23 protein-coding genes are annotated in these 26,998 nt (G+C 67.6%); 5 read left to right on the plus strand and 18 right to left on the minus strand.

Annotated elements, in window-relative coordinates; translation table 11 throughout:
* Nucleotides 1–5: 5 nt before the first annotated feature.
* The 3 genes from QZH66_RS05870 to aceB all read right to left on the minus strand — a co-directional run bounded on the left by QZH66_RS05870 (nt 6) and on the right by aceB (nt 4,333).
* The gene (locus QZH66_RS05870) at nt 6–1,043 is read right to left on the minus strand and encodes a GGDEF domain-containing protein (RefSeq protein ID WP_305805024.1); all 1,038 of its coding nucleotides are present in this window, start codon (nt 1,041–1,043) and stop codon (nt 6–8) included.
* A 158-nt stretch (nt 1,044–1,201) separates the two neighbouring features.
* Entirely contained in the window at nt 1,202–2,494 is a 1,293-nt protein-coding gene (aceA, locus tag QZH66_RS05875) for an isocitrate lyase (RefSeq protein ID WP_305805025.1), read from the minus strand.
* A gap of 198 nt (nt 2,495–2,692) precedes the next feature.
* Complete coding sequence (gene aceB, locus QZH66_RS05880) at nt 2,693–4,333, minus strand: malate synthase A (RefSeq protein ID WP_305805026.1); 1,641 nt, start codon at nt 4,331–4,333, stop codon at nt 2,693–2,695.
* Nucleotides 4,334–4,441: 108 nt separating this feature from the next.
* On the opposite strand from aceB, the gene QZH66_RS05885 reads away from it, so the two are divergent.
* Nucleotides 4,442–5,410, plus strand: coding sequence for a LysR family transcriptional regulator (locus QZH66_RS05885; RefSeq protein ID WP_305805027.1), 969 nt, complete (start codon nt 4,442–4,444; stop codon nt 5,408–5,410).
* 160 nt (nt 5,411–5,570) lie between these two features.
* Here QZH66_RS05885 and lepB read toward each other — a convergent pair whose 3' ends face one another.
* The 9 genes from lepB to QZH66_RS05930 form a co-directional block, all read right to left on the minus strand.
* A complete protein-coding gene (gene lepB, locus QZH66_RS05890; RefSeq protein ID WP_305805028.1) occupies nt 5,571–6,185 on the minus strand; it encodes a signal peptidase I in 615 nt (204 codons plus the stop codon).
* Nucleotides 6,186–6,390: 205 nt separating this feature from the next.
* The gene (gene dcp, locus QZH66_RS05895; protein WP_305805029.1) at nt 6,391–8,550 is read right to left on the minus strand and encodes a peptidyl-dipeptidase Dcp; all 2,160 of its coding nucleotides are present in this window, start codon (nt 8,548–8,550) and stop codon (nt 6,391–6,393) included.
* Nucleotides 8,551–8,643: 93 nt separating this feature from the next.
* A complete protein-coding gene (locus QZH66_RS05900) occupies nt 8,644–9,303 on the minus strand; it encodes a lysophospholipid acyltransferase family protein (RefSeq protein WP_305805030.1) in 660 nt (219 codons plus the stop codon).
* Nucleotides 9,245–9,673: an alternative ribosome rescue aminoacyl-tRNA hydrolase ArfB gene (arfB, locus tag QZH66_RS05905; protein WP_305805080.1), complete on the minus strand. Its 429-nt coding sequence runs from the start codon at nt 9,671–9,673 to the stop codon at nt 9,245–9,247. Before arfB ends, QZH66_RS05900 begins: the two co-directional genes overlap by 59 nt.
* On the minus strand, nt 9,649–10,584 hold the full coding sequence (locus tag QZH66_RS05910) for a hypothetical protein (RefSeq protein WP_305805031.1): 936 nt from the start codon (nt 10,582–10,584) through the stop codon (nt 9,649–9,651). The genes arfB and QZH66_RS05910 overlap by 25 nt, the downstream gene beginning before the upstream one ends.
* Nucleotides 10,581–12,971, minus strand: coding sequence for an LTA synthase family protein (locus tag QZH66_RS05915; RefSeq protein ID WP_305805032.1), 2,391 nt, complete (start codon nt 12,969–12,971; stop codon nt 10,581–10,583). Before QZH66_RS05915 ends, QZH66_RS05910 begins: the two co-directional genes overlap by 4 nt.
* A gap of 12 nt (nt 12,972–12,983) precedes the next feature.
* On the minus strand, nt 12,984–14,288 hold the full coding sequence (locus tag QZH66_RS05920; RefSeq protein WP_305805033.1) for a YaiO family outer membrane beta-barrel protein: 1,305 nt from the start codon (nt 14,286–14,288) through the stop codon (nt 12,984–12,986).
* Nucleotides 14,285–15,817, minus strand: coding sequence for a glycosyltransferase (locus QZH66_RS05925; RefSeq protein ID WP_305805034.1), 1,533 nt, complete (start codon nt 15,815–15,817; stop codon nt 14,285–14,287). The genes QZH66_RS05920 and QZH66_RS05925 overlap by 4 nt, the downstream gene beginning before the upstream one ends.
* Nucleotides 15,814–16,878: a HEAT repeat domain-containing protein gene (locus tag QZH66_RS05930; RefSeq protein WP_305805035.1), complete on the minus strand. Its 1,065-nt coding sequence runs from the start codon at nt 16,876–16,878 to the stop codon at nt 15,814–15,816. The genes QZH66_RS05925 and QZH66_RS05930 overlap by 4 nt, the downstream gene beginning before the upstream one ends.
* A 159-nt stretch (nt 16,879–17,037) precedes the next feature.
* Between QZH66_RS05930 and QZH66_RS05935 the strand changes: the two genes are divergently transcribed.
* A complete protein-coding gene (locus QZH66_RS05935; protein WP_305805036.1) occupies nt 17,038–18,003 on the plus strand; it encodes a tetratricopeptide repeat protein in 966 nt (321 codons plus the stop codon).
* Between the two features lie 221 nt (nt 18,004–18,224).
* Nucleotides 18,225–18,743 carry a DUF2059 domain-containing protein gene (locus QZH66_RS05940; RefSeq protein ID WP_305805037.1) on the plus strand — a complete coding sequence of 173 codons (519 nt, stop codon included), beginning with the start codon at nt 18,225–18,227 and terminating at the stop codon, nt 18,741–18,743.
* A gap of 250 nt (nt 18,744–18,993) precedes the next feature.
* On the opposite strand, the gene QZH66_RS05945 is transcribed toward QZH66_RS05940, so the two are convergent.
* The 3 genes from QZH66_RS05945 to QZH66_RS05955 are packed head-to-tail and all read right to left on the minus strand — an operon-like array spanning nt 18,994 to nt 22,060.
* The gene (locus QZH66_RS05945; protein WP_305805038.1) at nt 18,994–19,761 is read right to left on the minus strand and encodes a pseudouridine synthase; all 768 of its coding nucleotides are present in this window, start codon (nt 19,759–19,761) and stop codon (nt 18,994–18,996) included.
* On the minus strand, nt 19,758–21,416 hold the full coding sequence (gene ubiB / locus QZH66_RS05950) for a ubiquinone biosynthesis regulatory protein kinase UbiB (RefSeq protein WP_305805039.1): 1,659 nt from the start codon (nt 21,414–21,416) through the stop codon (nt 19,758–19,760). Before ubiB ends, QZH66_RS05945 begins: the two co-directional genes overlap by 4 nt.
* A complete protein-coding gene (locus QZH66_RS05955) occupies nt 21,413–22,060 on the minus strand; it encodes an SCP2 sterol-binding domain-containing protein (RefSeq protein ID WP_305805040.1) in 648 nt (215 codons plus the stop codon). The genes ubiB and QZH66_RS05955 overlap by 4 nt, the downstream gene beginning before the upstream one ends.
* Nucleotides 22,061–22,191: 131 nt before the next feature.
* Here QZH66_RS05955 and ddlA point away from each other — a divergent pair, with 131 nt between their 5' ends.
* Both ddlA and QZH66_RS05965 read left to right on the plus strand, forming a co-directional pair.
* Complete coding sequence (gene ddlA, locus QZH66_RS05960; RefSeq protein WP_305805041.1) at nt 22,192–23,295, plus strand: D-alanine--D-alanine ligase; 1,104 nt, start codon at nt 22,192–22,194, stop codon at nt 23,293–23,295.
* Complete coding sequence (locus tag QZH66_RS05965; RefSeq protein WP_305805042.1) at nt 23,292–23,798, plus strand: GNAT family N-acetyltransferase; 507 nt, start codon at nt 23,292–23,294, stop codon at nt 23,796–23,798. The genes ddlA and QZH66_RS05965 overlap by 4 nt, the downstream gene beginning before the upstream one ends.
* A 66-nt stretch (nt 23,799–23,864) precedes the next feature.
* On the opposite strand, the gene QZH66_RS05970 is transcribed toward QZH66_RS05965, so the two are convergent.
* The 3 genes from QZH66_RS05970 to oleC all read right to left on the minus strand — a co-directional run bounded on the left by QZH66_RS05970 (nt 23,865) and on the right by oleC (nt 26,904).
* Nucleotides 23,865–24,020, minus strand: coding sequence for a DUF1328 domain-containing protein (locus QZH66_RS05970; RefSeq protein WP_305805043.1), 156 nt, complete (start codon nt 24,018–24,020; stop codon nt 23,865–23,867).
* Between the two features lie 233 nt (nt 24,021–24,253).
* Complete coding sequence (gene oleD / locus QZH66_RS05975; RefSeq protein WP_305805044.1) at nt 24,254–25,255, minus strand: 2-alkyl-3-oxoalkanoate reductase; 1,002 nt, start codon at nt 25,253–25,255, stop codon at nt 24,254–24,256.
* Nucleotides 25,252–26,904 carry an olefin beta-lactone synthetase gene (oleC, locus tag QZH66_RS05980; protein WP_305805045.1) on the minus strand — a complete coding sequence of 551 codons (1,653 nt, stop codon included), beginning with the start codon at nt 26,902–26,904 and terminating at the stop codon, nt 25,252–25,254. The genes oleD and oleC overlap by 4 nt, the downstream gene beginning before the upstream one ends.
* Nucleotides 26,905–26,998: the final 94 nt, after the last annotated feature.

The following is a 26,998-nucleotide window of genomic DNA, read 5'->3' on the forward strand; positions in this document are numbered from 1 at the left end:
GGCCCTCAGTCAGGCGTCGGGTCTGACACGGAATACCAGTGCAGGCGGTTTCCGCCCAGCCGCTTGGCCTCGTACAACGCGCCGTCGGCGCGGCTGTACCAGTCGTTCCAGGTGCCGCCGGGGTCGAGCAGACAGACCCCGATGCTGATCGAGCAGATCCGCGGGGCTTCGCTCTGGCGCTCGCGCAATCCCTGCACCGCGCCCAGGATGAACGCCGCGATCCGGTCCAGTGACGCGGCGTCGGTCTGCGCGACCAGCAGGCAGAACTCATCGCCGCCCAGGCGGCACGCGACGTCTTCTTCCTTGGCCACCGAGCGCAGGATATTGGCCACGCTCTGCAGCACGCGGTCCCCGGCCAGATGGCCGTGCTCGTCGTTGATGCGCTTGAACCGGTCGCAGTCGATCAGCAGCAGGCCCTGCGGATGCCGCCCGCTGCGATGCGCCTGTTGCAGGGTGAGGGTGAGCCCGCGCCGGTTGGACAATCCGGTCAGCTCATCGGTGCGCACCAGCGCCTGGGTATGACTGAGCTGATGGGTGGTGCTGTAAAGGTTGTCCAGCGCCGCTTCCAGATCATGGTTGCGGCGGCGCAGCTGCCCGATCAGGCGCTGTTCGCTGGACACCACCCGCATGATGGTCCGGCGCAGGAAATAGGCCACCAGCCCGGGATCGTGGTCGATCAAGCGCTGGAAATCCGCCGGCCGCAGTTCCAGCACCTCCAGCTCGGTGGCCGCGCGCGCATCGGCGGAGCGGCGATGATCGCCAATCAACAGTCCCAGCTCTCCGAAGAACTCGTTGGGCCCGAGATATTTGACCACCAGGTCTTCACCGAAATCGAGATCGGCAATGCCGCTGACGACGATATACATGCACTGGCCATGATCGCCGCGCAGGAACAGCACTTCGCCGGCGGCGAACTGGCGTGATCGGCCGAACTGGGCGAACAGGGCCAATTCAGCCGGCGACAGCACCGCATGGACAATCTCCGCCATCGCCGTTGCGGCGACAGACGATTCATCCACGCACGCGGTTTCCATCGTGCTCATGCCGGCCATTCCGTGTCCCCAACTCCCGCCGCTGGGACGGGTCAGCGGCCGAGCATAACACCTGGCTTAAATGTGCTCCACGTCCCACTCCCGGCTACCGCGCACCCGCGCCCGTGCAGGGCGGCGCGGCAACCGCCATGCACCGCCGATCCCGCGACTCAGGCCACCTTTTCGACCTCGAATTGCGCTTCTTCGGTGGAGCCGGTCAGCGCGGTGGTCGACGACTGGCCCTGCTGGATCGCCTGGGTGACCGCATCGAAGTAGCCGGTGCCGACTTCGCGCTGGTGCTTGACCGCGGTGAAGCCCCGCTCGGCCGCGGCGAACTCGGCTTCCTGCAGTTCCACGAAGGCGCTCATCTGCCGGCGTGCATAGCCGTGGGCCAGGTTGAACATGCCGTAGTTCAACGCGTGGAAGCCGGCCAGGGTGATGAACTGGAACTTGTAGCCATAGCTGCCCAGCTCCTTCTGGAATCTGGCGATGGTGGCGTCGTCCAGGTTCTTCTTCCAGTTGAAGCTGGGCGAGCAGTTGTAGGCCAGCAGCTTGCCCGGGAACCTGGCGTGGATCGCCTCGGCGAACTGGCGGGCGAACTCCAGGTCCGGCTTGCCGGTCTCGCACCACACCAGATCGGCATAGGGGGCGTAGGCCAGGCCGCGGCTGATCGCCTGCTCCAGGCCGTTGCGGGTCTTGTAGAAGCCTTCCACGGTGCGCTCGCCGGTGGCGAACGGGCGATCGTTGGCGTCGATGTCGCTGGTCAGCAGGTCGGCGGCCTCGGCATCGGTACGCGCCACCAGCAGGGTCGGCACGCCCAGCACGTCGGCGGCCAGGCGCGCGGCGTTGAGCTTCTCGATCGCCTCGCGGGTCGGCACCAGCACCTTGCCGCCCATGTGGCCGCACTTCTTGACCGAGGCCAGCTGGTCCTCGAAGTGCACGCCGGCCGCGCCGGCCTCGATCATCGCCTTCATCAGTTCAAATGCGTTGAGCACGCCGCCGAAACCGGCCTCGGCATCGGCCACGATCGGCTGCAGGAAGTCGATGTCGTCCTTGCCTTCGGCATGGTGCAACTGGTCGGCACGCAGCAGGGTGTTGTTGATGCGCTTGACCACCGCCGGCACCGAATCGGCCGGGTACAGCGACTGGTCCGGGTACATCTGCCCGGCCAGGTTGGCATCGGCCGCGACCTGCCAGCCGGACAGGTAGATGGCATTGAGGCCGGCCTTGACCTGCTGCATGGCCTGGTTGCCGGTCAGCGCGCCGAGCGCGTTGACGAAATCCTTCTCATGCAGGGACTTCCACAGCTTCTGCGCGCCCAGCCGCGCCAGTGAGTGCTCCACGTGCACGGTGCCGCGCAGGCGCACCACGTCGGCGGCGGTGTAGTTGCGGATGATGCCGGCCCAGCGCGGGTCGGTGTTCCAAGCGTGCTGGATCTGTTCGGCGGTCTGCAGGGTGCTCATGTCGATTCTCCAGGGGTGGGGGCAACGCAGGCATGCAGCGGGGCAGCGCCCCGCTCTACGGATTGCGGGTGGGTAGCGCCGGGCTTTGCCCGGCTGACGCGGGAATGCAGCGGGGCAACGCCCCGCTCTACGGATTGCGGGTGGTAGCGCCGGGCTTTGCCCGGCTGATGCGGGAATGCAGCGAGGCAGCGCCCCGCTCTACGGCAGGCGGTCGTAGGCAGGCAGGGTCAGGAAATCGGTGAGCTCCTCGCGGCGGCTGAGCTCGGCCAGCAGCGCGATGGACTCGGGGATCCGGGCACTGCCGGGCAGCGCGGCGGTGTCGCCCAGCCGCGCCGGCAGCTGCGCCAGCGTGGCGTCGAGCAGGGCCAGGTCGATCGCGGTGCCGTCGTCCAGGTGCTGGTTGCCGGCGTGGATCCACTGCCAGATCTGGCTGCGGCTGATCTCGGCAGTGGCCGCGTCCTCCATCAGGTGGTGGATCGGCACGCAGCCGTGGCCATCCAGCCACGCGGCCAGGTAGCGCACGCAGACTTCGACATTGCCTTCGAAGCCGGCGCGGGTGATGGTGCCCGGCGGGCGCGCGATCAGTTCCTCGCGGCCCACGCGCACATCCTGGCGCAGCACGTGATGCTGGTGGGGCGTGGGCATGTGCGCATCGAAGATCGCCTGGGCCACCGGGATCAGGGCCGGATGCGCCACCCAGGTGCCGTCATGGCCGGCGGTGACTTCGCGCAGCTTGTCGGCGCGCACCCGCGCCATCGCCTGTTCGTTGGCGGCCGGATCATGGTTGATCGGAATCTGCGCGGCCATGCCGCCCATCGCGTGGGCGCCGCGGCGGTGGCAGGTGTGGATCAGCAGTTCCGAATAGGCCTTCAGGAACGGCTGCGTCATCGTCACCTGGCCGCGTTCGGGCAGCACGCGGTCGGCGTGGCAGCGGAAGGTCTTGATGTAGGAGAAAATGTAATCCCAGCGGCCGCAGTTCAGGCCGACGATGCGCGCGCGCAGCGCATGCAGGATCTCGTCCATCTCGAACACCGCCGGCAGCGTCTCGATCAGCACGGTGACCTTGATCTGCCCGTGCGGCAGGCCGAGCATGCCTTCGATGTGCGCCAGCGCGGTCTCCCACAGCGCCGCCTCTTCCATGCTCTGCAGCTTGGGCAGGTAGAAGTACGGGCCACGCTGTTTGCACATCAGCGTGCGCGCATTGTGGAAAGCGAACAGCGCCGCATCGAACAGGCCGCCGGCAATGGGCTGGCCATCGACCAGCACGTGTTTCTCGTCCAGATGCCAGCCGCGCGGACGCACGATCAGCACCGCCTGCTCGGCGAACGGGCGCAGACGGTAGTGCTTGCCGGGGCCGTTGGCGGTGGCCGGCGCGGTGTATTCCAGGGTGCCGCGCACCGCCTCGATCATCGACTGCTGGCCGGCCAGCAGGTTGCGCCAGGTCGGCGAGGTCGAATCCTCGAAGTCGGCCATGAACACCTTGGCGCCGGAATTGAGCGCGTTGATCACCATCTTCGGATCGGTCGGGCCGGTGATCTCGACGCGGCGGTCCTGCAGCGCGGCCGGGATCGGTGCCACGCTCCAGTCCCCGGTGCGGATGGCGGCGGTGTCGGGGCGGAAATCCGGCAGCCCGCCCTGGTCGAAGAACGCCTGCCGCTGGCGCCGCGCGGCCAGTTGCTGCTGGCGCCCGGTTTCCACCGCGCGGTGCAGCGATACCAGCAGCGCCAGGGCCCCGGCCGGCAGCAGGGTCGACTGTCCGGCCAGCCGGGTGGGCACAGTGACGCCCGGAGTCGGGCGAGGAAAGGTCTCGGCGTGGGGCGCAGCGGCGACGGCGGGCATGGTCGGGTCCTGCGGATGTCGGGAAGTCCACCGTGCCGCCGCAAACGACTATTTGGCAAAACAGTTTTTGCAATGTCATTTATAAATTGTGCTAATAATCAGTTAGACATGCCCAGCAAACCGCCCGCAACCCCTCGTTTTTCCTACAAATCCGACCGGCTCAAGCCGCTGCGCGCGTTCTGCCAGACGGTGCGGCTGGGTTCGGTCTCGCGGGCGGCCGAGGCGCTTTTCGTCAGCCAGCCGGCGGTGAGCCTGCAGCTGCAGGCGCTGGAGCGCGAGCTGGGGGTTGTGCTGTTCGAGCGCAGCGGGCGCCGGCTGGCGCCCAGCCGCGAGGGGCAGCTGCTGTACGAAATGGCGCTGCCGCTGGTGGAAAGCCTGGACGGACTGCCCGCCGGGTTCCGCGACAAGGTCCGCGGACTGGATGCGGGTGAACTCAATATCGCCGCCAATTCGTCGACGATCCTGTATCTGTTACCGAAAATAGTCGCAAATTTCCGGCATCGGCATCCGGACGTGCGGCTGGTGCTGCACAACGCCATCAGTGCCGACGGCACCGATCTGCTACGCAGCGATGCCGCCGATCTGGCGGTCGGTTCGATGCTGGACGTGCCCGGCGACCTGACCTATGCACCGGCCTACCGCTTCGAGCAGGTGTTGATCACCCCGCCCGATCACCCGCTTACCCGCAAACCGGCGCTGACCCTGGAAGATCTTTCGCCGTGGCCGCTGATCCTGCCGCCGCGGCGCCAGGTCACCTGGCGGCTGGTGGACCTGGTGTTCCAGCAACACCAGGTGCCCTACCGGGTGGCGCTGGAAGTCGGCGGCTGGGAGGTGATCAAGCAGTACGTGGCGATGGGCATGGGCATCTCCATCGTCACCGCGCTGTGCCTGAACGAGGGCGATCGCGACAAGCTGGCCACCCGGTCGATGAGCGGGTACTTCCCCGAGCGCAGCTATGGCGTGGTGGTGCGCCGTGGCAAGGCGCTGTCGCCCCAGGCGCGCGCCTTCATCGAGCTGATCCAGCCGGACCTGTTCGCCCCGCGCAGCTATGACGAACCGGGGCATTCGGAGCGCTGATTCCGACCTTTTCGACCGGTTGCACCCTGCTGTTGCCGGGCGCGGACTGCACGGCCAGGTCGCCGCGGCCGCGCGGGAACGCATCCGCCCGGAAACCTGGACCACGCCAGCGGCAGCCCTCCGGCCGTGGGCCGGCGCGAGCCGCCGGGGCACGCCGCGCCTACAGCTTCAACCACTCCGCGCCTTCGCCGCGCCGCCAGTACACCGCCACCGCCCTGCCGTAGACCTCGCCGGCGTTGACCAGGCCGAAGAAGCGCCCATCGAAGCTGTCGCCCCGGTGATCGCCCAGCACCAGCAGCTTGCCTTCGGGGATCACCAGCTCGGCGATGTCCGGACCGCCGCCGGCCGCGAGATCCAGCCGCACCAGCTTCGAGTCGAAGACTTCGCCGGCGGCATCGCGCTGCAGCGGCTGGCCGTTGATGCTCAGGTGCCCGGCCTGCAATCGCACCCGATCGCCGGCTACGGCGGCGACCCGTTTGATCAACCGGGTGCCATCGGCCGGTGAATTGAACACCACCACATCGCCACGCTGCGGCCGGCCTGCGGCAAGCAGCTGCGTCGCGGTGAATGGCAGGCGCAGCCCGTAGGCGCGCATGTCCACCACCACCCGGTCGCCCGGCATCAAGGTCGGCTGCATCGATCCGCTGGGCACCTGGTAGTGGTTGGCCAGCGAGTCACGTGCTGCGGCCAGCAGCGCCAGAAGCAGCAGCACGGGAACCAGTTCTTTCCGCAACCAGGCCAACACGGGATGGGGCACGGCGGTTTCACGGCGCATGGCGCTTCCTCGGCAAGGGTCAGCGCTCAGACCTGCGGACCGGGCGCCAGGTTCCGCAGCCCCGCAACGCCCGCGCAGCAGCTCCGGAACGCGCAGGCGTCGGCCCGCCGATCCGCTGCGCGGCAGCGCCCGGGCGTGTGGCGAACACAAAAAAAGCGGGAGGGTCGCCCCTCCCGCCAGCATCGTCCACCGACCGCCGACCTGCTTACTTCAGCCCGCGGTTTTCCAGCAGCGGCTCAACGCTGGGATCCTTGCCGCGGAAGTCGCGATAGAGCTGGGCCAGCTCGACGCTGTTGCCGCGCGAGAGCACCTTGTCACGGAAGATCTGACCGTTTTCCGGGGTCAGGCCGCCGTTCTCCTTGAACCACTGGAACGCATCATGGTCGAGTACCTCGGCCCAGAAGTAGGCGTAGTAACCGGCCGAATAGCCACCGCCCCAGATGTGGTCGAAATAGCTGGTGCGGTAACGCGGCGGCACCTGCGGCAGGTCCACCTTGAAACGCTTGAGCGAGGCGGCCTCGAACGTATCCACGTCCTGCAGCGGCGCATCGGCCTTGAGCGTGTGCCAGGACAGGTCCAGCAGTGCAGCCGCCAGGTATTCGGTGGTCGCATAGCCCTGGTTGAAGGTGCGCGCCTTGACGATCTTGTCCACCAGCGGCTGCGGCATCGGCTCGCCGGTCTTGTAGTGCTTGGCGTAGTTGGCGAACACCTTCGGATCCAGCGCCCAGTGCTCGTTGAACTGGGACGGGAACTCGACAAAGTCGCGCGAGGTGCTGGTGCCGGCGATCGACGGGTACTTCACGTTGGAGAACATGCCATGCAGCGCGTGGCCGAACTCGTGGAACAGGGTGGTCACATCATCCCAGCTCAGCAGCGCCGGCTGCCCGGGCGCCGGCTTGGTGAAGTTGCACACGTTGTAGACCACCGGCTTGGTGCCGGTCAGGCCATCCTGTTCGACGAACGCGTCCATCCACGCGCCACCGGACTTGCTGTCGCGCTTGAAGTAGTCGGTGTAGAACAGCGCCAGCGAGCTGCCGTCCTTGTCGAACACCTCATACACTTTCATGTCGGCATGGTAGGTGGGGATGTCGCGGCGTTCCTTGAAGGTGATGCCGTACAGCTGCGTGGCCGCATAGAACACGCCGTTCTTGAGTACGTTGTCGAGTTCGAAGTACGGCTTGATCTGGGTCTCGTCCAGGTCGAACTTGGCCTTGCGCACCTGCTCGGCGTAGAAATCCCAGTCCGCGGCAGTGGCCTTGAAGCCCCCCTTCTGCGCGTCGATCACCTTCTGGATTTCGGCCAGTTCGCCGCGCGCCTTGGCGGTGGCCGCCGGCACCGTGTCGGTCAGCAGCTTCAGCGCCATGGCCGGGGTCTTGGCCATCTGGTCGCCGAGGCTGTAGGCGGCGTAGTTCTCGAAGCCGAGCAGCCGGGCCTTCTGCGCCCGCAGCTGGGCCAGACGCTGGATGGTCTGCCGGGTATCGTGGGCATCGCCCTTCTCGGCCCGGGTTTCCGAGGCGTTGAGCACTTCGGTGCGCAGCGCGCGGTCGCTGAGCGAAACCAGTTCCGGCTGCTGGGTGGTGTTCTGCAGGGCCAGCAGGTATTTGCCATCGAGCTTGCGCGCTTTGGCGTCTTCGGCGGCCGCGGCAATCGCCCCCTCGTCCAGCCCGGCCAGGCGCGCCCTGTCGTCCACCACCACCGCAGCGGCGGCGGTCGCAGCGACCAGCCGGGTGTGGAACTGGGTCGACAGCGTGGTCTCTTCAACGTTGAGCTTGCGCAGGCTGTCCTTGTCGGTATCGGACAACTGCGCGCCGGCGCGCACGAACGCCAGGTAGTCGCGCTCGAGCAGGTGCGTCTGCACCGCGTCCAGGCCCAATGACTGGCGCTGGTCGTACAGGGTCTTGACCCGTGCGAACAGCTTCGGGTCCAGGTTGATCTCGTCCTGGTGCGCGGCCAGCAGCGGCGCCACCTCTTCCTGGATCTTCTGCCGTGCATCGTTGGTATCGGCCTGCACCAGGCCGAAGAAGATGCGCGAGACGCGATCAAGCGTTTCACCGCTGCGCTCCAGCGCCTCGATGGTGTTGTCGAAGGTGGCCGGCTCGGGGTTGTCGGCGATCTTGCGCACTTCAGCCAGGTGCAGCGCCATGCCCTGCTTGAACGCCGGCAGGAAGTCGCTGTCCTGGATTTTGTCGAACGGCGGCGCCTGGAACGGCAGCGTGCTGGCACTGAGCAGCGGATTGGTCGAAGCATCGGCCGGCTGGCTGGCAGCGGGCGCAGGCGGGGTGGCGGACACGGGGGTGGACTCCTTGCCGGAACAGGCAGTCAGCGCAAGGCTGATGGCGGCGGCCAGAATGACGGTACGCGACATGCAACGGGCTCCTGTAGGACGGGTTTCAACTTCAGCCGGACACACTACTCCCATCACCACAGGCGTGGCATGTGCTGCTGCCGGCTGCCGGACTCAGCGGGTGTCGCGGGTCTTGCCGACCCACGGTGCATACCACTGGCGGATGGCGGCCATGTCGGCGGTGTCGTCGCCGGAGGGATGGAACAGCGGGCCAAAGCCGATCGTGCGCTCGGGATAGTGGAAATACACCATCAAAACCGGCACCTCGGCCAGCCGTGCGATCTTCAGGAAGCCGGCCTTCCACTGCGTAACCGCCTTGCGCGTGCCTTCGGGGGTGATCGTGTACCACATGCGATCGGACTGGCGCAGCAGCCGCACCGCCTGTTCAACCGTGCCCTGCGGCGAGCTGCGGTCCAGCGCGATCACGCCCAGCCGGCGCAGCACCGGCCCCAGCGGCCACCAGAACAGCTGCGCCTTGCCCAGTACCCGCACTTCCAGCCCCAACGCGATCTTGGCCGCCATGCCCCACAGACCGTCCCAGTTGGAGGAATGTGGCGCCACGATCATCACCACCTTGGCCACGTCCGGGATCGGGCCCTGCAGCTTCCAGCCACCGGCGCGCAGCACGGTCCGCGCCAGCCAGCGGTTGAAGGCATTCGGCTTGACCTGCGGCATGTTCGGCGGCACCGCCGGAATAGTCGGGTGATTCAAAAAATTACTCCCAGTTGCTGGATGAACGTCCGCGTTTGACCTGCGAACGTCCGCGTTTGGCATCCAAACGCCGCAATTTTGACCCATAGGTCGGCTTGGTGGCCACCCGCGGTTTGGGCACGCTCAGCGCGGTGGCGATAAACGCGTCCAGACGTTCACGCGCGTCCTGGCGGTTGCGCTCCTGGGTCCGGAAGCGCTGGGCGTCGATGACCAGTACGCCGTCGGCGGTGACCCGGCGGTCGCGCTTGGCCAGCAGGCGGGCGCGCAACGCCTCGGACAACGACGGCGAGCCGGCGATATCGAAACGCAACTCCACCGCCGTGGCCACCTTGTTGACGTTCTGCCCCCCCGGTCCGGAGGCGCGTACAAAGCGTTCGATCAGTTCGTTTTCGGGAATCAGCGGCGGCTTCACTCCCACGCCCGCCCCTTCCAGCGCCGGTAGGCGCGGTAGTGGTGGATGGCGAAACCGGCAAAGGCCGGCTCGCGCTGCAGCGCCTTTTGCACTTTGGCCAGTTCGCGCTCGAACACCACCGGGCCTTCTTCGTCGAAGGTCACCTTGTCGATCTCGTTGGGGGACACTTCCACCCCGATCACCACTTTTTTGCGCGCGCGGTTGGCATAGGCGATTTCGCTGGCGGCGTGCGACAGGATGCTGTCGGCGCCCTCGGCCTTGTCGCGGTAATCCATCAGCGCCACGTAGTCGTAGAGATCGATCACATGCTCGCTGACCGGACGGCTACGGCCCTGCCATTCCAGGGTGATGCCATCCAGCCAGAACGGGATCGCCGGCCCCACCGCGAGCGTGGCCCGGTAGTCGCGCTTGATCCGCATCAGCGCCGCGCTCATGTCCAGGAAGTCGCCCAGCAGCCGCTCACGGGTGTGGTCATCCCATTCGTCGAGGATGTGCGGCTCGATATCCAGGTTCACCCCGTCAAAGCGCGCCGCGCGCGGTGCCGCGGCGTTGTAGTCGAGCACCCGGCGGAACATCGCCTCGGCATCGGCGCGGTGCTCCGGCAGGATGTAGGTCTCGGTATTGAGGTAGGCCGAACCCAGCAGCGCATAGGCCTGCATGCCGTTGCGGTGCAGGCGCTCGATCAGGGTGCGGTAGCGCTGCGGCTGCTCCACGATCAGGTTGCGGCCGCGGTAGCCGTCGGCATACAGATAGACCGAATCGATGTGCTGGGCCTTGAGATACGCGATGGCCTCGGTGGCCACCGCCGGATCGTCGAGCATCGCGTAGGACTCGGCCTCCCAGGTCCAGATCGCGCGCCCGGCCGCCGCCGAGGCAGCCGGCAGCAGGCCTGCGCACAGCAGCAGCAGCGGAAACAGCAAGCGGCGACTCATGGCGGGGCACCTGCGCCGGTATCGGCGCCGAAATCGAAGGGAATGTGGAAGCGTCCGCGGCCCAGCGGCTGGCCGGTATCCGGATCTGACGGGCGCACCGACACATAATACCGGCCCGGTACCAGCCCCGGATGCCGCAATGTCAGGCGCACCGCACGCCGTTCGTGTGCGGCCAGCTGCAGCGCGCCACCCGACGCCTCCTGCACTTCGCGGCCGTCTTCGCTGCTGAGCACGGCCAGCGGCACGAACGCGGCGCTCGGCACCGGATCGCCATTGGCGAAGATCCCGTGGATGTCGATCGCATCGCCCGCCCGCCCCAACTGCACCGATTCCAGGGTGATGCCCGGCACCGCCCGGGCCGGCGGCCCGCTGCGCGGCGCGGCATCGGCGGCGGCAGCGCCGGCGGCGAACGCCAGCAGTGGGGGCGCCTCCCCGTCGGGCATCAACGCCAGCTGGCGCAGGAAGGTCGCATTGGCGCTGCGGTAGCGCTGCAGCCGGTGCGTCACCCAGGCCTGGAGGTGGGTGTCGTCCACCGGCGACAGATGCATGCCATCACCCAGTTCGAACAGTTGCCCATCGCGCAGCCACCAGCGATCGACCAGGTATTCGGGGTCGCTGGTCTTGGTCTGCTGCAGCGGGATCTCATGCTGGTTGCGGAAATCGGCGCCCATATCCAGCCCCGTACCCAGCCATGGCACCTGCGCCGGCCGCTGCAGGCCATAGGTGTGCGCGAACAGCGCCAGCAGCGACGGCGTCACATCCAGATGCGAGGACACAGCGCGCACCTGTGCCGGTTGCTTCAGCAGCGGCGAGAACACCAGCAGCGGCACGTGGTAGCGGTCGATGTGTTCGCCCATCGGGATTTCCGGCAGACGATGGTCACCGGTGATGACGAACACCGTGTTGCGGTACCACGGCATCTGCGCTGCCGATTCGAAGTAGCGGCGCAGCTGGTCATCGGTGTACAGGATGGTGCTGTAGATATCGGCATTGGCGCGATAGGCCGGCAGCTGCGAGGCTGGCACCGCCAGCTGCTGCAGGCGCTGCTCGACGCGGGCGCGGTAGCGGTCCTGGCCCGGAAACTGGTAACTGGTGTGCATCGAAATGGTCTGCATCGCCAGTGCGAATGGCGTTTGCAACCCGGTGCTGTCGGCCAGCACCCGCGATACCAGCTCGCGGTCGGGATAGCCCCAGCTGCTGAGCGGATTGAGCTGATAACCGCTGCCGAAATTTTTCAGATCGACCACGGCGTCGAGCTGCTGCAACCGCAGATAGGCGCGCTCGTTGTCGAAACCGGCATCGGTGCCGCTGTAGAACGCCGTGTGGTAGCCCTGCCGGTGCAACACGTTGAACAGCCCCGGGTGCGGCGGCATGCGCTCGCCCAGTGCGGCGAAGCCCTGTTCGCCGAACGGCAGCGAGCCCAGCAGCGAGGGCAATACCCCGAAGGTGCGGCCCTGGTTGGCAAGGAAGTTCTCGAAGTACAGGCTGCGCGTGGCCAGATCATCCAGGAACGGGGTGAAACTGCCGAGCTCGGCCTGTGGCCCGGAGAACGAACGGCCCAGCCCTTCGACCACGATCACCACCAGATTGGGGGGCGCCCCGTCGGAGGTCGCCGCGAAGTACGGACCCAGGGCATCGGGCGTGCGCTCCGGGTGCAGGAACGGATAGTGCGGATCCAATGGGGGTTCGTCGGCCGAGGCCGGCGCGACCACGCCTGCCGCATCCCCGGCCGGGCGCTGCAACCAGCGCAGGCTGTCGGCGGTGAACCAGGCCAGCTTGTTGCCGGCCAGCGCGCGTGCGGTATCGCCCGGCAGCGCGCCTGTTCCGGGTGCCAGTGGCAATCCCCAGCCGGCGAGGCCCGCCAGCACGGCGGTCACCGCCAGCCGCTGCCGCGGTTCAGGCTGCCAACGGCGCAGGCCGTACAGCGCCGCCCACAGCACCAGCAGCGGCAGTGCCAGGACCAGCATCCCGCTGGTACCGAGGTGGGCGCCGCCCGCCAGCGTGGTGGCGATTTCCGCCCGGCTGTAGCCGAACAGGTCCGCGCCCAGCGGCGTGCCGGCCACCTGGAAATACCGTTCAAGCGCCGCCTGCACCAGCAGGAAGACCGACCAGACCATGCCGGTGGCCAACAGCCGCGCGCGCGGCGAGCCCAAGCGCAGGCACGGCCAAGACAGCAGCAACAGCAGTGGCAACGCCCGCAGCAGGGTCAGCAGCCCTTGGCCAAGCGCGAATGCGGCAATCCCCCCCTTCACCGGCGGCGGCCACGCCGCCGTACCCATCCCCACCGCCACTGCCGTGCCGGTCAGCACCAGCTGCGCGGCAAGCAGCGCCGGCAGCCAGGTGAAAAACCGCGCGAGCACGCCGCCCGCCCTGTTGTCAGCCGTCATCGTGTTCCCCACTCACCAGCGCGAATACAGCGCGAAGGAAAGATCCTGTTCGTTGAAACCGTCGGCGTTGTCGGCATAGCCGGCGCCCAGCTTGAAGCCCCAGCGCGGCGTGATGAAGTGGGTCCACGCCGCACCGATGGCGGCATTGTTGTTGCGCACGATGCCGCCGAAATTGTCGAAATCCGTGCTGCGGCCGTTGCCCAGGCTCAGTTCGAGATAGTCGTCGGCGTCACCCCGGTAGTAGTTCCGCACCAGAAGCCGATGGCTCCAGCTGCCCGAACCGGCGCCGGGCACGTGCTGCAGCTTGTACCGCGTGTACCAGTTGCCGGCGTAGCGGCCTACGCCGACGCCATAGAACTCGGTGTCGGAGGAGAAGCGCAGATGGTCGACGCTGGCCGACAACTCCCAGCCGCTGCCGACCCCCTGGAACACCTCCGCCCGCCAGCCCAGCCGCGGCAGGATGCCGCTGTCCGGCCCGCGCTGGTAACGCAGGTTGGCGTACGCGCGTGGCCACAGCGAGGTGTAGCCGTCCAGCGCCCAGGCCGTATCGTTGCGACCGAAATGATCGGCCCGCAACAATTCCAGGGCCAGCGAGCCGTGCTCGAAACGGCGGCGCAAGGACACATCGACATCATTCCAGTCCTGGCGTCCGCCACTGAAACCGGTGTGGTCGATGCCGGCGCGCAGGGTCCAGCGGAAGCCGTCGTTGATCATCGCTTCGGGATTGGCGGTGCGCCGGGTCAGGCTGGCCTCCAGGCTCGCCATTTCCGCCGGGTCGGCGCCGCAGGCGCGGGCGCTGGCAAAGTCGGCGCGGGCCGCGTCGCGGTCCCCGCCAGCGCGGTAGGCGCGGCCCCGGGCGATATAGGCGGCCGGGTCCTGCGGGGCCAGTTCCACCCAGTGCGAATATGCGGCGATCGCCTGCTGCGGGCGGTCGCTCCAGCTGTACATGTCGCCCAGCGCCGACCATGCATCGGCATAGGTCGGGCTGCGCTGGACCACCGCGGTCAGGTCGGCCTCGGATTGGGTGTAGTGCCCCATCCAGGCGTAGGTGCGCCCGCGCGCAAGCAGCAGGTCGCCATTGTCCGGGTGCTCCTGCAGCAATGCGCTGTAGCGTTCGATCGCCGCATCGCGCTGGCCGTTGGTGGCCAGCTGTCGCACCTGCAGCATCTGTTCGCTCAACGAGGGCGGTGATGCGGATGACGACTGTGCCCAGGCCGCCGGCGAGACCGCCAGGGCCAGCCACAACGGCGCGTACAGGGAGAAGCCGGCGCTCCGCCGGAGAGTCGTATGCGGCATGGAAAGCTTCCTGGAGGTCATGGCGTGGGTCGGACGTCGACGGTGGTGGCAACGGTGGCAATGGCGGCGGGCGCGCCCTCCGGATGTTCTTCCTCGTGGGGTTGCTGCCAGGAACCGTCGCGGTTGATCCGGCCCCATTGATGGCGGCGGCCCATGCTGAACAACCAGCTCAGCATGCCGGTCACCCGCCAGACCGAGGTCAGCTGCCGGTAGCCGAAATTCTCCAGCACCGCGGCCAGGAACAGCCACAACTGCTGCCGCGGCCGGGTATACAAGCGGAACGACAGCTCTTCCAACAGCATTGCATTGACCGACAACAGCACCCCCAGGCCAATCGCCGCGGCAAGGAACACCACAAACGCATACAGCGGAATCAAACCCAGGATCCACAACACGATCATCGCCACGTAGCCGGTCACTTCGATCATCGGGCCGAGGAATTCGAACAGCAGCATGAACGGAAAGGCGATCCAGCCGACCGTGCCGCCGCGCGGGTTCAGCATCAGTCCGAGGTTGGACCACAGGCTCTCGGCCAGCCCGCGTTGCCAGCGGATGCGCTGGCTTTTCAGCGAAGCCAGGTCACTGGGGGCTTCGGTCCAGCACACCGGGTCGGGCACGAAGCGGATGCGGTAGTCGCGTTTCTGCTCGCGCAGGTTGCGGTGCAGGCGCACCACCAGATCCATGTCCTCGCCGACGGTGGCACGGCGGTAGCCGCCAATGGCGATCACCCGTTCCTTGGAGAACACCCCGAAGGCGCCGGAGATGATCAGCAACGCGTTCATCGGCGACCAGCCCATGCGTCCGAACAGGAATCCGCGCAGGTATTCCACCAGCTGGAAGGTCGGCAGCAGCCGCTTGGGCACATCCACTTTTTCCAGCATGCCGCCCTTGACGGTGCAGCCGTTCAGTACCCGCACCACGCCGCCGCTGGCCACCACCCGCGCATCCTCCAGGAACGGCCGCACCACCCGCGACAGGCTCTCCGGCTGCAGGATGCTGTCGGCGTCGATCACGCAGAACAGCGGATAGCGCGCACAGTTCAGGCCGGCATTGATCGCGTCGGCCTTGCCACCGTTGGCCTTGTCCACCATGCGGATCGTGGGAAAACGGGCCGAGGCGTACACCCCTTCGACCGTCTCGGTCGGCAGCCGCCGGCGGTAGGCTTCCGGCACCCGCACCAGGCCGAAGGCCTCGATCAGCACCTTGCGGGTGTCGTCGCTGGACCCGTCGTTGACCACCACGATCTCGAATTGGGGGTAGTCGGTCTTGAGCAGCGAACGCACCGAGGTCACCACCGAACCGGCCTCGTTGTGGGCAGGCAGCACAATGCTTACCGGAGGCTGGTGCTGGCGCAGGCCGTGGGGAAGATAGTGTGCGCGGTGCTCACGCATGTAACGCACGATGTGGAAGGCCGAGATGTAGTTGAGGATCAGGTAGGCCAGGTTGATCGCCAAGAAATAGCCCAGGAACGCCCATTGCAGCGACACCAGCAGGTGCACCCAGTCGATCTGCTGGAAATACCGCACCAACGCATCCCAGTAGGCACTCATGTCGCGCTCCTCATACCCTGTTCGGACAGCACCTGGTCGATGATGTCGCGTCCGTAGCTGTCACTTTGGCGGGCACGGATGCCCTGCAGCCCGACGGCACCGACGCCCGGCAGCGCCAACAGGGCCTGGGCAGCGCGGTAACGCACCCACCACACCGCGTCGCACAGCAGCGGCTCCAGTCGGGGCACATCTCCCTGCTCACCGATGCGGCCCAGCGCGGTGGCGGCGTTCATGCGCACGTGCCAGCGTTCGGCCGTGAGCAGCTGGCGCACGCGTTCACGGTCCTGCGGAGCAGTGACCACCCGCAAGCAGGCCGACAGCACCCGGTCATCGACATTGCCCTCCAGCAGCTGCCGTACCAGAGCGCCGGCCTTGACCGGGTCGATGTCGGCAAGAAAGCCCACCAGCTTCACCGCCATGGTGCCTTCCACCCGCGGCAACACCGCCGCCAGTTCGCGCAGCGCGCTGCCATCATGGTTCTCGGCCAGGATCTGCGCCACGCTGCCTTCCACCCAGTCGTCGCGCTCCAGGATCGCCGGCACGAACATCGCCATCGCCCGCGGTGGATCGATCTGCGACAGCGCGCGGGCCGCACACAGGGAAACCACCGGACTGCGGTCGGTCAGCCAGGGCGACAGCAGGTCGAACAGATTCCGGTCACGCAGATAACCCAGGGCGACGATCGCCATGGCCCGCGAGTGGTAGCCGCCGTGCAGCATCTTCTTGCTGGTTTCGACCAGACCGGCGCTTTTGCCGACCGCGATCAAACGCCGTGAATCGGCGTCGGACAGCGGCTCGTGTATGGCGTTCCAGGCTTCGACAAAGCCGAATATCTCGCCGTGCCGCACCGGCCGCACCGGCACCTGCTCGCCGTCCAGCACCCGCTGGAACAGCCCGGCCCAGGTCTGTCGGGCCTGCGCGTCGCGCCGCTCGCGCCGCAGCGTATGCACCCGCAGCAGCAGGATGCTTGCCAGCAGCAGCGCCACCATCGCCAGCGTCGCCAGTGCCACCCAAAGCGCGATACGCACTTCCGGTGCCCCGTTGAAAAGATATTCCATCATCCAGCCCTCTGCCGCAGAGGGGACGCGGCGCCCTGTCGCCCCCATTAGACACCTGGACAACGCGGAAACGTTACCTGAAATAATTGAACCCTGTCACTATTTCAGACACCGAAATCGATCAACCCTTGACTTTGCAAGAATTCAAATGGCGTTTATTTCATGAAAAATATTTCCAGAAAAGCCTGGCTGGGCGCTTTGCTGATGGTGTGTGTGTTCGGTTTTGCCGCAGGCGGGTGGGTATTGCTGCATCCGGCCAGCTTCGCCGTGCAACCGTGGCGGGCGCAGGAATCCATCACCGCCACCCGCTTCGTGTTCGGCCCGTACCCGATGGAACAGGACATGCAGCGCCTGCACGACCAGGGCGTGACCACCATCATCAGCCTGCTCAATCCGGCACTGCCCTACGAGTCGGTGCTGCTGAAGGATGAACGCAAACGTGCCGGAAAATTCGGCATCGTAGTGCAGAACTTTCCGATGGGCAGCATCCTCGGGCAGCGTTTCGGCGTCGATTACGAACGCAACTCCAAGGCTGCCGCAGAGGCCGCCATGGCCAGCCACGGCCCGGTGTATATCCACTGCTACCTGGGCCTGCATCGGGCCGCCGACGTACGCGACTATCTGCAGAAATACGCGCCGACCCGGGAATTCGACGGTGACCTGGCCCACCACCGCAACCCCCGCCAGCTCGCCAATGAACGCGCCTTCGCGCTGTTCAAGCACGGCCAGTACGATGCCGCCGCACAGATGCTCAACAGCGTGCAGCCACTGGATTACGCCGCGCACGTGCAGCATGGCTGGATCCACCTGCGCCGCGACGAAAACCAGCAGGCCCGCAACGAGTTCAGCCAGGCCATTGCCTTGGGCAACCCGAAAATGGATGCCTGGGATGGGCAGGGATTCGCCGCGTTGCGCCTGGGCGAGCTGCCTGCCGCGGAAGCGGCTTTTTCCAACGCCCTCGCCCTGGATGCGCAGGACGGTGACGCCAGACAGGGGCTGGCCCAGGTTTTCTATCGCCGTGGCGACGCCGCAAAAGCGAAGCCGCTGCTTGAAGCGTTGCACAAGCAGAACCCGGACAACAGCGAGGTTGGCCAGTTGCTGCAGCACGTGAACGCAATGCTCGAGTAGGAGATTGGCGTGCCTGGCCGCCCCTCCGGGCATCCCCACCGGCTGCAACGGATGGGTCCGGGCCGGGGGAAAAACGCCGCGGAGGTGGCAGCTTCCGTCAGCCCGGATGGGACGGCACCGGGTTTGGCAGGCGCCAAGCCCTTCAGCCACGCAGGTGTCCGCGCCGCGCCGATATCCGCAGCGGTATGCTGGGCGTCCGTACCTCCCGGCAGGATGCTCCGATGCGCGCGACCCGATTCCGCTTTTCCACCCTGCTGCTGTTGGCGCTGGCCACAGGCGGCATTGCGCCGGCGCTGGCCGCGGCGCCCACCGACGGCGACATCAACCGGCTGTTGGCCGCCTCGCGCGCGCAGACCATGCTCGATGCCATGCTGCCGCAGATGGAAGCGATGCAGCAGCAGCAGTTCGCCCAGTTCAGCGCACAGCAGCAACTCACCGGCGAGCAGCAGGCGCAGCTGCAGCGCATCCAGCAACGCACCCGCCAGACCGTGCGCCAGGCGCTGTCGTGGGCGCAGCTGCGGCCGATGTATGTGGACCTGTACAAGCAGTCGTTCTCGAAGGAAGACGTGCTGGCGATGGCCGAGTTCTACGAGAGTCCGGCCGGGCAGAGTCTGCTCGACAAGACCCCGGCGCTGATGCAGAACCTGATGCTGGCGATCCAGACGAAGATGCAGCCGCTGCTGGTCGACCTGCAGAAGGATCTGGAGCGGATCCTCACTGAGCCGGCCGCGGCGAAGTAACCGCTGCCGGTGGCGCCGCACCCGCGCTGTGGCAGCGAGGTCAGTCGCAAAGCCTGTGTGCTGCAGGATCGCGACGCAGCGCCGGGCGCACCGGCCTGTTTCCTGCGGGAACACTCGCAACCTGGTCGCGGCTGCGCCCGGCTGCAGGCGGAACATCTCACGGCGGCGCTGGAACGCCAGCCGGTAACGCTTTCGCGGCTCACCTCGCCCCTGCCCGGCAATTGCTGCATGCCCGCGCTGGCGGTCGTTTCTACGCGGCGGTGATCGGCGTGCCGGGCGGCCAGCCGAACAGGTCCAGCGCCTTCTGGAACTCGCGGTCCAGTGGTGCGCTGACGTCGACCAGCTCGCCACTGTGCGGGTGCGCGAAACGCAGGCGCTCGGCATGCAGCAGCATGCGGTGCACGCCCTGCATGCGGAAAGTGCGGTTGTGGCGGCCATCGCCGTGGCTGGTGTCGCCGATCAGGTGGTGGAACACGTGCTTGAGGTGGCGGCGGATCTGGCGGAAGCGGCCGGTCTGCGGCTGGCAGCGCAGCAGCGCGTAACGCGAGGTGGGGAATTCGCCGGCCGGCACCGGCAGCTCGCCACTGAGCAGATGCTGGAAATGGGTGATGGCCGGTTTTTTCAGCGGCTTGCCCGGGCCGCCATCCAGATCGTGCTCGACGGTGAAGGCCGCTTGCGCTGGCCAGCCGCGGCACACCGCCAGATAGTCCTTGTGCATGTCGCCGGCCATCAGCGCCTTGCCCAGCGCGCTGGCCGATTCGCGGTCGAAGGCCAGCAGCAGGCAGCCGCTGGTGGCGCGGTCGAGCCGGTGCACCAGGAAGATCGGTTTGCCCAGCTGCTCGCGCAGGCGGTCGGCCAGGAAGTCGTCTTCGCCACGCGCCAGCTTGCTGTCATGGACCATCAAACCCGCCGGCTTGTTGACCACCGCCAGCCACGGGTCCTGGTACAGCAACGGCAGCGGCTCGACTGCAACCGCCACTTCCACCGGCACCCCCGCCTGGTCGGCCGGCACGCTCATCGCCGCAGCCACGCCGAGGCCAGTCCCAGTGCACCCAGCGTGCCGCTGGCCCACGACCACAGCGGTATCTGCGCCAGCTGCGGGCCGCCGGCCTCCAGCCCGTACAGCACCGCGGCGACCACCACCAGTGCGCCGCCGCCGACGGCGGTGACCACGCGCCGCTGCATGCGCTGCAGGGTGACGTTGAGCTCGGCCAGGTCCTGCGAGCGCATCGACAGCTGGTGCTGGCCGTCAACCTGCTGCTGCAGCCAGCTGTGCACCAGCTTGGGCATGTCCGGTGCCTGGGTCATGATTTCCGGCAGCCGCTTGCGCAGCTCCTTGAGCACCCGGCGCGGGCTGTAGCGCTCGCGCAGGATGCGTTCGAGCACCGGCTTGGCCACGGCCCAGATATCCAGCTCCGGATCGAGCTGGCGGCCGACGCCCTCGATGTTGAGCAGGGTCTTCTGCAGCAGGATCAGCTGCGGCTGCAGGGTCAGCTGGTAACGCTGGGCCATGCGGAACAGCTTGATCAGCACTTCGGCCAGCGAGATCTGCGACAGCGGCCGGGTGAAATACGGCTCGCAGATCGCCCGCGCCGCCGCTTCCAGCTCGTCGATGCGCACGTTGCCCGGCATCCAGCCGGCCTGCACGTGCAGCTCGGCCATGCGCCGGTAATCCTTGTTGAAGATCGCCATGAAATTCTCGGCGAGGTAGTACTGGTCCTGCTCGGAGAGCTGGCCCATGATGCCGAAATCCAGCGCGATGAAACGCGGGTTGTCGCGCCGTGCCGGATCGCTGTCGACCCAGATGTTGCCGGCATGGGCATCGGCGTGGAAGAAGTTGTCGCGGAACACCTGGGTGTAGAACACCCGCACACCCTTGGCGGCCAGCGCCTTGCGGTCGATCCCGGCCGCATCCAGCGCGGCGATGTCGTCGGAGGGAATGCCCCACACCCGCTCCAGCGTCAGGGCGCGCTCGGCGGTGTGGGTCCAGATCACCTCGGGCACATACAGATCGTCCGAATCCTGCCAGAAGCGGCGCAGCACGCTGGCGTTGGCGCCTTCGCGCTGCAGGTCCAGCTCGGCGGCCAGGGTGGTCTCCACCTCGGCCACCACTTCGCGCGGACGGATCTTGGCGGCACGCGGATGGGTGCGCTCGACCAGCGCGGCGGCCGAGTTCAACAGCGCGATGTCGGCGCTGATCTGCCGCTCGATATCCGGGCGCAGCACCTTGACCACCACCTGGCGGCCATCGGGCAAGGTGGCCGCATGCACCTGCGCGATCGAGGCCGAGGCCAGCGGCGTGGTGTCGAAACTGGCGAACGCCGCGGAGACCGGCTGTCCCAGCGCCCGCTCGACGATCGCGCGCGCCTGCTCGCCGTCAAACGGCTTGACCCGGTCCTGCAGCAGGGTCAGTTCGGCGGCGATATCCGGGGGCACCAGATCGCGGCGGGTGGACAGGATCTGCCCGAACTTGACGAAGATCGGCCCCAGCTCCTGCAATGCCAGCCGCAGCCGCGCCCCACGCGACTGCGCGGCGATCTCGGCCGAGGCCCGCGGCACGAACGGCTTGGCCAGGCGCAACCAGCGCTCGACCGGCGTGCCATCGAGCAGGTCGTCGAGCCGGTAGCGCAGCAGCACCCGGCCGATGCGGCTGGCACGGAAAACCGCCTTCATGCCACCTCCCCGCGCTGGCGCAACCGCGCCACCCGTACCGCCAGCCGTTCAACGTCGTCGCGCATCACATCCACATCGTCATGGAACGCCTCCAGTTCGGCCCGCGGCACCACGTCGCGCGATTCCTCGGTGACATATTCGGCCGCGGTCTGGGCCAGGTCGACCGCGCTGCGGCGCGCCTGCAGCAGCGCCGAGCGCAGGCTGTTGGCCACCTGCACGCCCAGCACATCGCCGAACACGCTGACAAAAGGCTGCTGCCAGTCCGGGTCGAAGCCGGTGGCCAGCTGTTGCAGGCGCCGCGCCAATTCGGCATCGCCGGAGACCTTCATCCGTCCCGCGGGAGCAGTGCCCCCCCGGCGGGCGTTGGCCAGGAACGGCAACTGCGCCAGCACCCCGCCCAGGGTGCTGCGTACCGCCAGGTCGGGTTGCTGCGCCGGATCGACCGGGCCGACCGTCAGCCGTTCGCCGGCCACGCCGATGCGCATCGCCAGCGACGGCGATTCCAGCGTCAAGGTGATGCTCTGGCCATCCAGCGGGCGCAAGGCGGTGCGGGTATCCGGGTCCAGCGCCAAGGCGCGGTTCAGGGCCGCTTCCAGGGCACGCCCGGCCAGCGGTTTGAGGGCTTTGAAGGGGGAAAGAGGCATCCGCGCATTCTACCTGCCAGCGTGCGCGCGTCGGGCCGGCGCGCGGCTCCCGTCACCGCGCCGGTGCACAGCGCCGCCGCGAAGGTTCATGCTATGCCCCCTCAACAGACAGTGGCAGGAGCGGTCAGGCAATGGGCAAGACCCGGGTAGGCATCATCTTCGGCGGGCGTTCGGCCGAACACGAGGTCTCGCTGCAATCGGCGAAAAACATCCTGGATGCGCTGGACAAGGCGCGTTTCGACGTCAGCCTGATCGGCATCGACAAGCAGGGCTTGTGGCACCTGTGCGATCCGGCCGGCTTCCTGCACCACGCCGCGGATCCGGCGCGGATCGCGCTGGACACCTCCGGCCCGGTGCTGTCGGTGATTCCCGGCGCCGGGCGCGGCCAGCTGGTCACCGCCGACGGTCGGGCCGTACCGCAGCTGGACGTGGTGTTCCCGATCGTGCACGGCACGCTCGGCGAGGACGGCAGCCTGCAGGGCCTGCTGCGCACGCTGAACCTGCCTTTCGCCGGACCGGGCGTGCTGGGTGCGGCCGCCGCGATGGACAAGGACGTGGCCAAGCGCCTGCTGCGCGATGCCGGGCTGGCGGTGGCGCCGTTTGTCTGTCTCAACCGGATCAGCGCCGCGCAGGCCGACTACACCACGCTGGTCGCCGAACTGGGTTCGCCGCTGTTCGTCAAGCCGGCCAACCAGGGCTCGTCGGTGGGCGTGAGCAAGGTGCGCAACGCCGCCGAGTTCAACGCCGCGATGGCGCTGGCACTGTCCTTCGACCACAAGGTGCTGGTGGAATCGGCGATCAGTGGCCGCGAGATCGAATGCGCGGTGCTGGGCAACGAGCACCCCGAGGCCAGCGTCTGCGGTGAGGTGGTGGTGCATGACGACTTCTACGCCTACGACACCAAGTACCTCAGCGCCAACGGCGCCGAGACGGTGATCCCGGCCGACATCGACGCGGATGCGCAGGCGCGCATCCGCCAGACCGCCCTCCGTGCCTACCAGGCGCTGGAGTGCATCGGCATGGCCCGCGTGGACTTGTTCCTGACCGCCGCAGGCGAGGTGGTGATCAACGAACTCAACACCCTGCCCGGCTTCACCAGGATCAGCATGTATCCCAAGCTGTGGGGCGCGAGCGGCCTGGACTACACCGCGCTGATCACCCGCCTGATCGAACTGGCGCTGCAACGCCATGCCGCCGACCAGGCGCTGCGCAGCTCGATCGGCGCACCGGCATGAGCACAGGCCTTGCCTCCGGTGAAGCGCCCCGCGCCATCACTGACGCCGATATTGCCGCGCTGCTGGCCCTGAACAATGCCCACGCGACCGAACTGTCCTGGCAAAGCCCCGAGGCGTTTTCACGCCTGCTGGCGCAGGCCTGTTTTGCGCGCACCGCAGGAGAGGCCGAGGCGCTGCTGATCGCATTGGACCAGACGGCCGATTACGACAACCCCAACTTCGCGTGGCTGGCGGCGCGTTACCCGCGTTTTGTCTACATCGACCGCATCGTGGTGGCGGAGGCCCTGCACGGCCGGGGCCTGGCACGCGGGCTGTACGCCGCATTGATCCGCTTCGCCGCGGCACACGGGCATACGCATCTGGTGTGTGAGATCAATCTCGATCCACCCAATCCGGCCTCGCTGGCATTGCACGTTGCACTGGGTTTCAGCGCGGTGGGCCAAGCCACGCTGGACAACGGCAAGACCGTGGCCTATTTCCACCGGCCGCTGTCACCCGGATAGCGGAAAAAAGAACCGGCCCGCTCCGGTTACCCGGGCGGGCCGTCATCGTGCAGTGCAATCGTGCCCCTAGGCTTTCTTGCGGAACAGCGAGATCACCGCCAGGATCAGGAACACCACGAACAGGATCCAGGCGATGTTGCTGGCAGCCCCGGCAATACCGCTGAAGCCCAGCACGGCGGCGATGATGGCGATGACGAAAAAGACGACGGCGTAATGCAGCATGGCAAAGTCCAATTGACGTGTCGTGCCGGATTGGCGCGCTGCCATCTTGGGCAAGCGAAAGTCGTCATCCGGTGATGGCGTGCACATCGGCTTCAGGGTTGTGAGCGCTTCGTCTACACCGCCGCCCATGGCAGGTCAACGCCCCCGCGCCGCACGTTGTCCACCGCCTCAATTCGACCGCCCGGGATGGCGTGCCAGGGCGACGGTGGCCGGGCGGTGCCGCACGCGTGCAGTCAGCGCGCTGCCGGCTCGACGCTGGCCCGCAGCCGGCGCATGCCTTCTTCGATCGACACCTTGGGCACGTAACCGAAGTCGCGCCGTGCCGGCGCCATCGAATACCAGTGCGGCGTGCACAGCTGCTCGGCCAGGAAGCGGGTCATCGGCGGCTCGCCGCGCAGGCGCAGCAGCGGCCACAGCTTTTCGCACACCGCACCGATGCGATAGGCGGTCTTGAACGGGATCGACTTCTCCACGGCCGGCGCGCCAACCGCGGCCAGCAGCCGGTTGAGCAGCTCGCGCATCGGCAGCGGTTCGCCGTTGGAGATGAAGTACGCCTTGCCCGCGCACGCCGCACCGACCACCAGATGGTCGAAGGCATCGAAGTGCGCCTGCGCGGCATTGTCGATATAGGTGGTGTCGACCTTGTTGAGCCCATCGCCGACAAAGCGCAGGCGTCCGGCACGGGCGCGTTCGGCCAGCCGCGGCAGCAACTGGTTGTCGCCCGGGCCCCAGATCAGCCGCGGGCGCAGCGCCACGGTCGCCAGCTCGGCGCCGTTGGCGGCCAGCACGTGCTGTTCGGCAATCGCCTTGGTCGCCGCGTACGGCGCCTGGAAATCCTCGCCATAGGGCACCTCGTCCGCGCCCAGCCCTTCCACCGGATGGGTGGCGCGATGGGTCACGCTCGGGGTGGAGGTGTAGACCAGCCGGCGCACGCCGTGGGTGCGGCAGGCGGCCAGCACGTTGTCGGTCCCGACCACGTTGGCCTGGTAGTAGCTGTCATAGCTGCCCCAGGCGCCGGCCTTGGCCGCGTTGTGGAATACCGCATCCACCCCGGCCACCGCATGCTGCACCGCGTTGGCATCGGCCAGATCGCCACGGATCTGGCCCACGCCCAGCGCCTGCAGCGCCGGATAGTGGCCGCGGTTGAAGCTGAGCACCTCGTGGCCGCGTTCGACCAGGCCCCGGCACAAGGCCTGGCCGAGAAACCCCCCGCCACCGGTCACCAGAATCTTCATGCGTGTTCCTTCAATTGCGTGGCGGCCCAGTGCGCGAGTTTCTCGCGGCCGATCTTGGCGTTGTGGCGGATGTCCACCGGAAAGCCGGGATGCCGCAGGAAGTCTGCAATGCCGGCCGTGTGTGGATGGCGCTGGGCCAGCGCGCGCAGCTGTGGCGCGACCGCAGCGGCAGTCGCGCCGGGCAGCAGTTCATAGCACAGCACCGGCCGCTGGCTGCCGCAGCCGCCCACGCCGACCAGCGCGGTGCGGCGCACGCCGGGCACGGTATTGAATACCGGCTCCACCTGTTCGGTGTAGAGCGGCCCGCGCGCGGTTTGCAGCCGCTGCGTCTTGCGCCCGCAGAACCACAGCCGGCCCTGCGCATCGAAATAGCCGACATCGCCCATGCGGTGCACGCTGCGGCGGCGGCCATCGGCCAGGGTTTCGCCGATCTTGGCCACGGCGGTGGCGGCATCGCGGTTGAAATAGCTGTCGGTGGCGGTCGGCCCGGCCACGGTGATCTCGCCCACCTGCCCGGCCGGCAGTTCCCGCACCCCGCTCCAGTCGGCGATGGCGGCATCGTCGATGGCGATGATGCGCACCTGGTTCGGCGCGACCACCTGGCCGACGCAGGTGCCAGCCCCGGCTTCGGTGGCGGCGCGGGTGTCCTGCAGTGCGCGGCCTTCGATCACCGCCACCGGCAGGCATTCGGTGGCGCCGTACGGGGTCCAGAACTCGGCCTGCGGCGGCAGCAGCGTACGCATTCTGGCCACCACCTCCGGCGGTACCGGCGCCCCGGCCGAGGTCACCCGGGTCACCGTCGGCAGCGGTTGGCCGTAGTCGGCCAGCACCTTCATCAGCGCCGGCGAGCCGAACAGCTGGGTCACGCCGAAGCGGGCGATGGCGTCGTGCAGCTTGCGCGGATCGGCGCTGCCGGGCCGGGTCGGGTCCATGTCCGGGATCACCGAGGTCAGCCCCAGTGCCGGGTCGAACAGCGCGAACGGCGGGAAGGTCGGCAGATCGACACCGCCGGGCTGGATGCCGAAGGCGTTGCGCAGCAGCTCGATCTGGCCGCTGAAATGGCGGTGGCGGTACACCACGCCCTTGGGCACACCGGTCGAGCCGCTGGTGAACAGGATCGCCGCGGTGTCATCGGCCGCGGTGGCCGCCAGCTGGCTGCCGGCGCCGGCACCGGCCGCCTCGATCTTTGCCAGCGTGGTGCCACCCCAGCCCCAGCGCGCACCGACCGTAACCAGCTGCCGGGCCGATCTGGCCCAGCCCAGCAGCACCCGCGCCAGCTGCGCCAGCGGGATACCGATGAAGGCCTGCGGCTGGGCTTCGTCCAGACACTGTTTGAGCGCGCGCTTGTCGATCCCCGGATCCACCAGCACCGGTACCGCACCGATCTTGAACAGCGCGAACATCAGCAGGAAGAATTCCGGGCCCGGTCGCACCATCACCACCGCGCGCGCGCCGCGGCCGATGCCGTACGCGGCCAGACCGGCGCCAATGGCATCGCTGCGCGCATCGAGCGTGCGGTAATCCAGGGTGACGTCGTAGCGGGCCATGCCATTGGCGGCAGGCTTGCCGGGGCAGCGGATGGCGATCTGGTCGGGCCGTTCACGCGCCAGTTCGGGCAGGCGCGCGGCGATATTGCAGGAATCGTTCATCGGCATATTGTCACCGCTGCAGAAATTTCTTGCGCGCGGATCGGCGGCATGGAAAATCTTCCAGCTTCCCCCTCCGCATTGCCGCCCCAAGGCC

The organism is Stenotrophomonas sp. YIM B06876 (assembly GCF_030711595.1).
Taxonomy (GTDB): domain Bacteria; phylum Pseudomonadota; class Gammaproteobacteria; order Xanthomonadales; family Xanthomonadaceae; genus Stenotrophomonas.

Excerpts from the sequence above, each read along its gene's own strand:
- oleC (WP_305805045.1), bottom strand. The coding sequence starts at position 26,904 with ATGAACGATTCCTGCAATATCGCCGCGCGCCTGCCCGAACTGGCGCGT.
- QZH66_RS05965 (WP_305805042.1), top strand. The coding sequence starts at position 23,292 with ATGAGCACAGGCCTTGCCTCCGGTGAAGCGCCCCGCGCCATCACTGAC.
- aceA (WP_305805025.1), bottom strand. The coding sequence starts at position 2,494 with ATGAGCACCCTGCAGACCGCCGAACAGATCCAGCACGCTTGGAACACC.
- QZH66_RS05925 (WP_305805034.1), bottom strand. The coding sequence starts at position 15,817 with ATGAGTGCCTACTGGGATGCGTTGGTGCGGTATTTCCAGCAGATCGAC.
- QZH66_RS05945 (WP_305805038.1), bottom strand. The coding sequence starts at position 19,761 with ATGAGCGTGCCGGCCGACCAGGCGGGGGTGCCGGTGGAAGTGGCGGTT.
- ubiB (WP_305805039.1), bottom strand. The coding sequence starts at position 21,416 with ATGAAGGCGGTTTTCCGTGCCAGCCGCATCGGCCGGGTGCTGCTGCGC.
- ddlA (WP_305805041.1), top strand. The coding sequence starts at position 22,192 with ATGGGCAAGACCCGGGTAGGCATCATCTTCGGCGGGCGTTCGGCCGAA.
- QZH66_RS05885 (WP_305805027.1), top strand. The coding sequence starts at position 4,442 with ATGCCCAGCAAACCGCCCGCAACCCCTCGTTTTTCCTACAAATCCGAC.
- QZH66_RS05970 (WP_305805043.1), bottom strand. The coding sequence starts at position 24,020 with ATGCTGCATTACGCCGTCGTCTTTTTCGTCATCGCCATCATCGCCGCC.
- dcp (WP_305805029.1), bottom strand. The coding sequence starts at position 8,550 with ATGTCGCGTACCGTCATTCTGGCCGCCGCCATCAGCCTTGCGCTGACT.
- QZH66_RS05935 (WP_305805036.1), top strand. The coding sequence starts at position 17,038 with ATGAAAAATATTTCCAGAAAAGCCTGGCTGGGCGCTTTGCTGATGGTG.
- QZH66_RS05870 (WP_305805024.1), bottom strand. The coding sequence starts at position 1,043 with ATGAGCACGATGGAAACCGCGTGCGTGGATGAATCGTCTGTCGCCGCA.
- QZH66_RS05940 (WP_305805037.1), top strand. The coding sequence starts at position 18,225 with ATGCGCGCGACCCGATTCCGCTTTTCCACCCTGCTGCTGTTGGCGCTG.
- lepB (WP_305805028.1), bottom strand. The coding sequence starts at position 6,185 with ATGCGCCGTGAAACCGCCGTGCCCCATCCCGTGTTGGCCTGGTTGCGG.
- QZH66_RS05955 (WP_305805040.1), bottom strand. The coding sequence starts at position 22,060 with ATGCCTCTTTCCCCCTTCAAAGCCCTCAAACCGCTGGCCGGGCGTGCC.
- QZH66_RS05930 (WP_305805035.1), bottom strand. The coding sequence starts at position 16,878 with ATGATGGAATATCTTTTCAACGGGGCACCGGAAGTGCGTATCGCGCTT.
- oleD (WP_305805044.1), bottom strand. The coding sequence starts at position 25,255 with ATGAAGATTCTGGTGACCGGTGGCGGGGGGTTTCTCGGCCAGGCCTTG.
- aceB (WP_305805026.1), bottom strand. The coding sequence starts at position 4,333 with ATGCCCGCCGTCGCCGCTGCGCCCCACGCCGAGACCTTTCCTCGCCCG.
- QZH66_RS05920 (WP_305805033.1), bottom strand. The coding sequence starts at position 14,288 with ATGACCTCCAGGAAGCTTTCCATGCCGCATACGACTCTCCGGCGGAGC.
- QZH66_RS05910 (WP_305805031.1), bottom strand. The coding sequence starts at position 10,584 with ATGAGTCGCCGCTTGCTGTTTCCGCTGCTGCTGCTGTGCGCAGGCCTG.
- QZH66_RS05900 (WP_305805030.1), bottom strand. The coding sequence starts at position 9,303 with ATGCCAAACGCGGACGTTCGCAGGTCAAACGCGGACGTTCATCCAGCA.
- QZH66_RS05915 (WP_305805032.1), bottom strand. The coding sequence starts at position 12,971 with ATGACGGCTGACAACAGGGCGGGCGGCGTGCTCGCGCGGTTTTTCACC.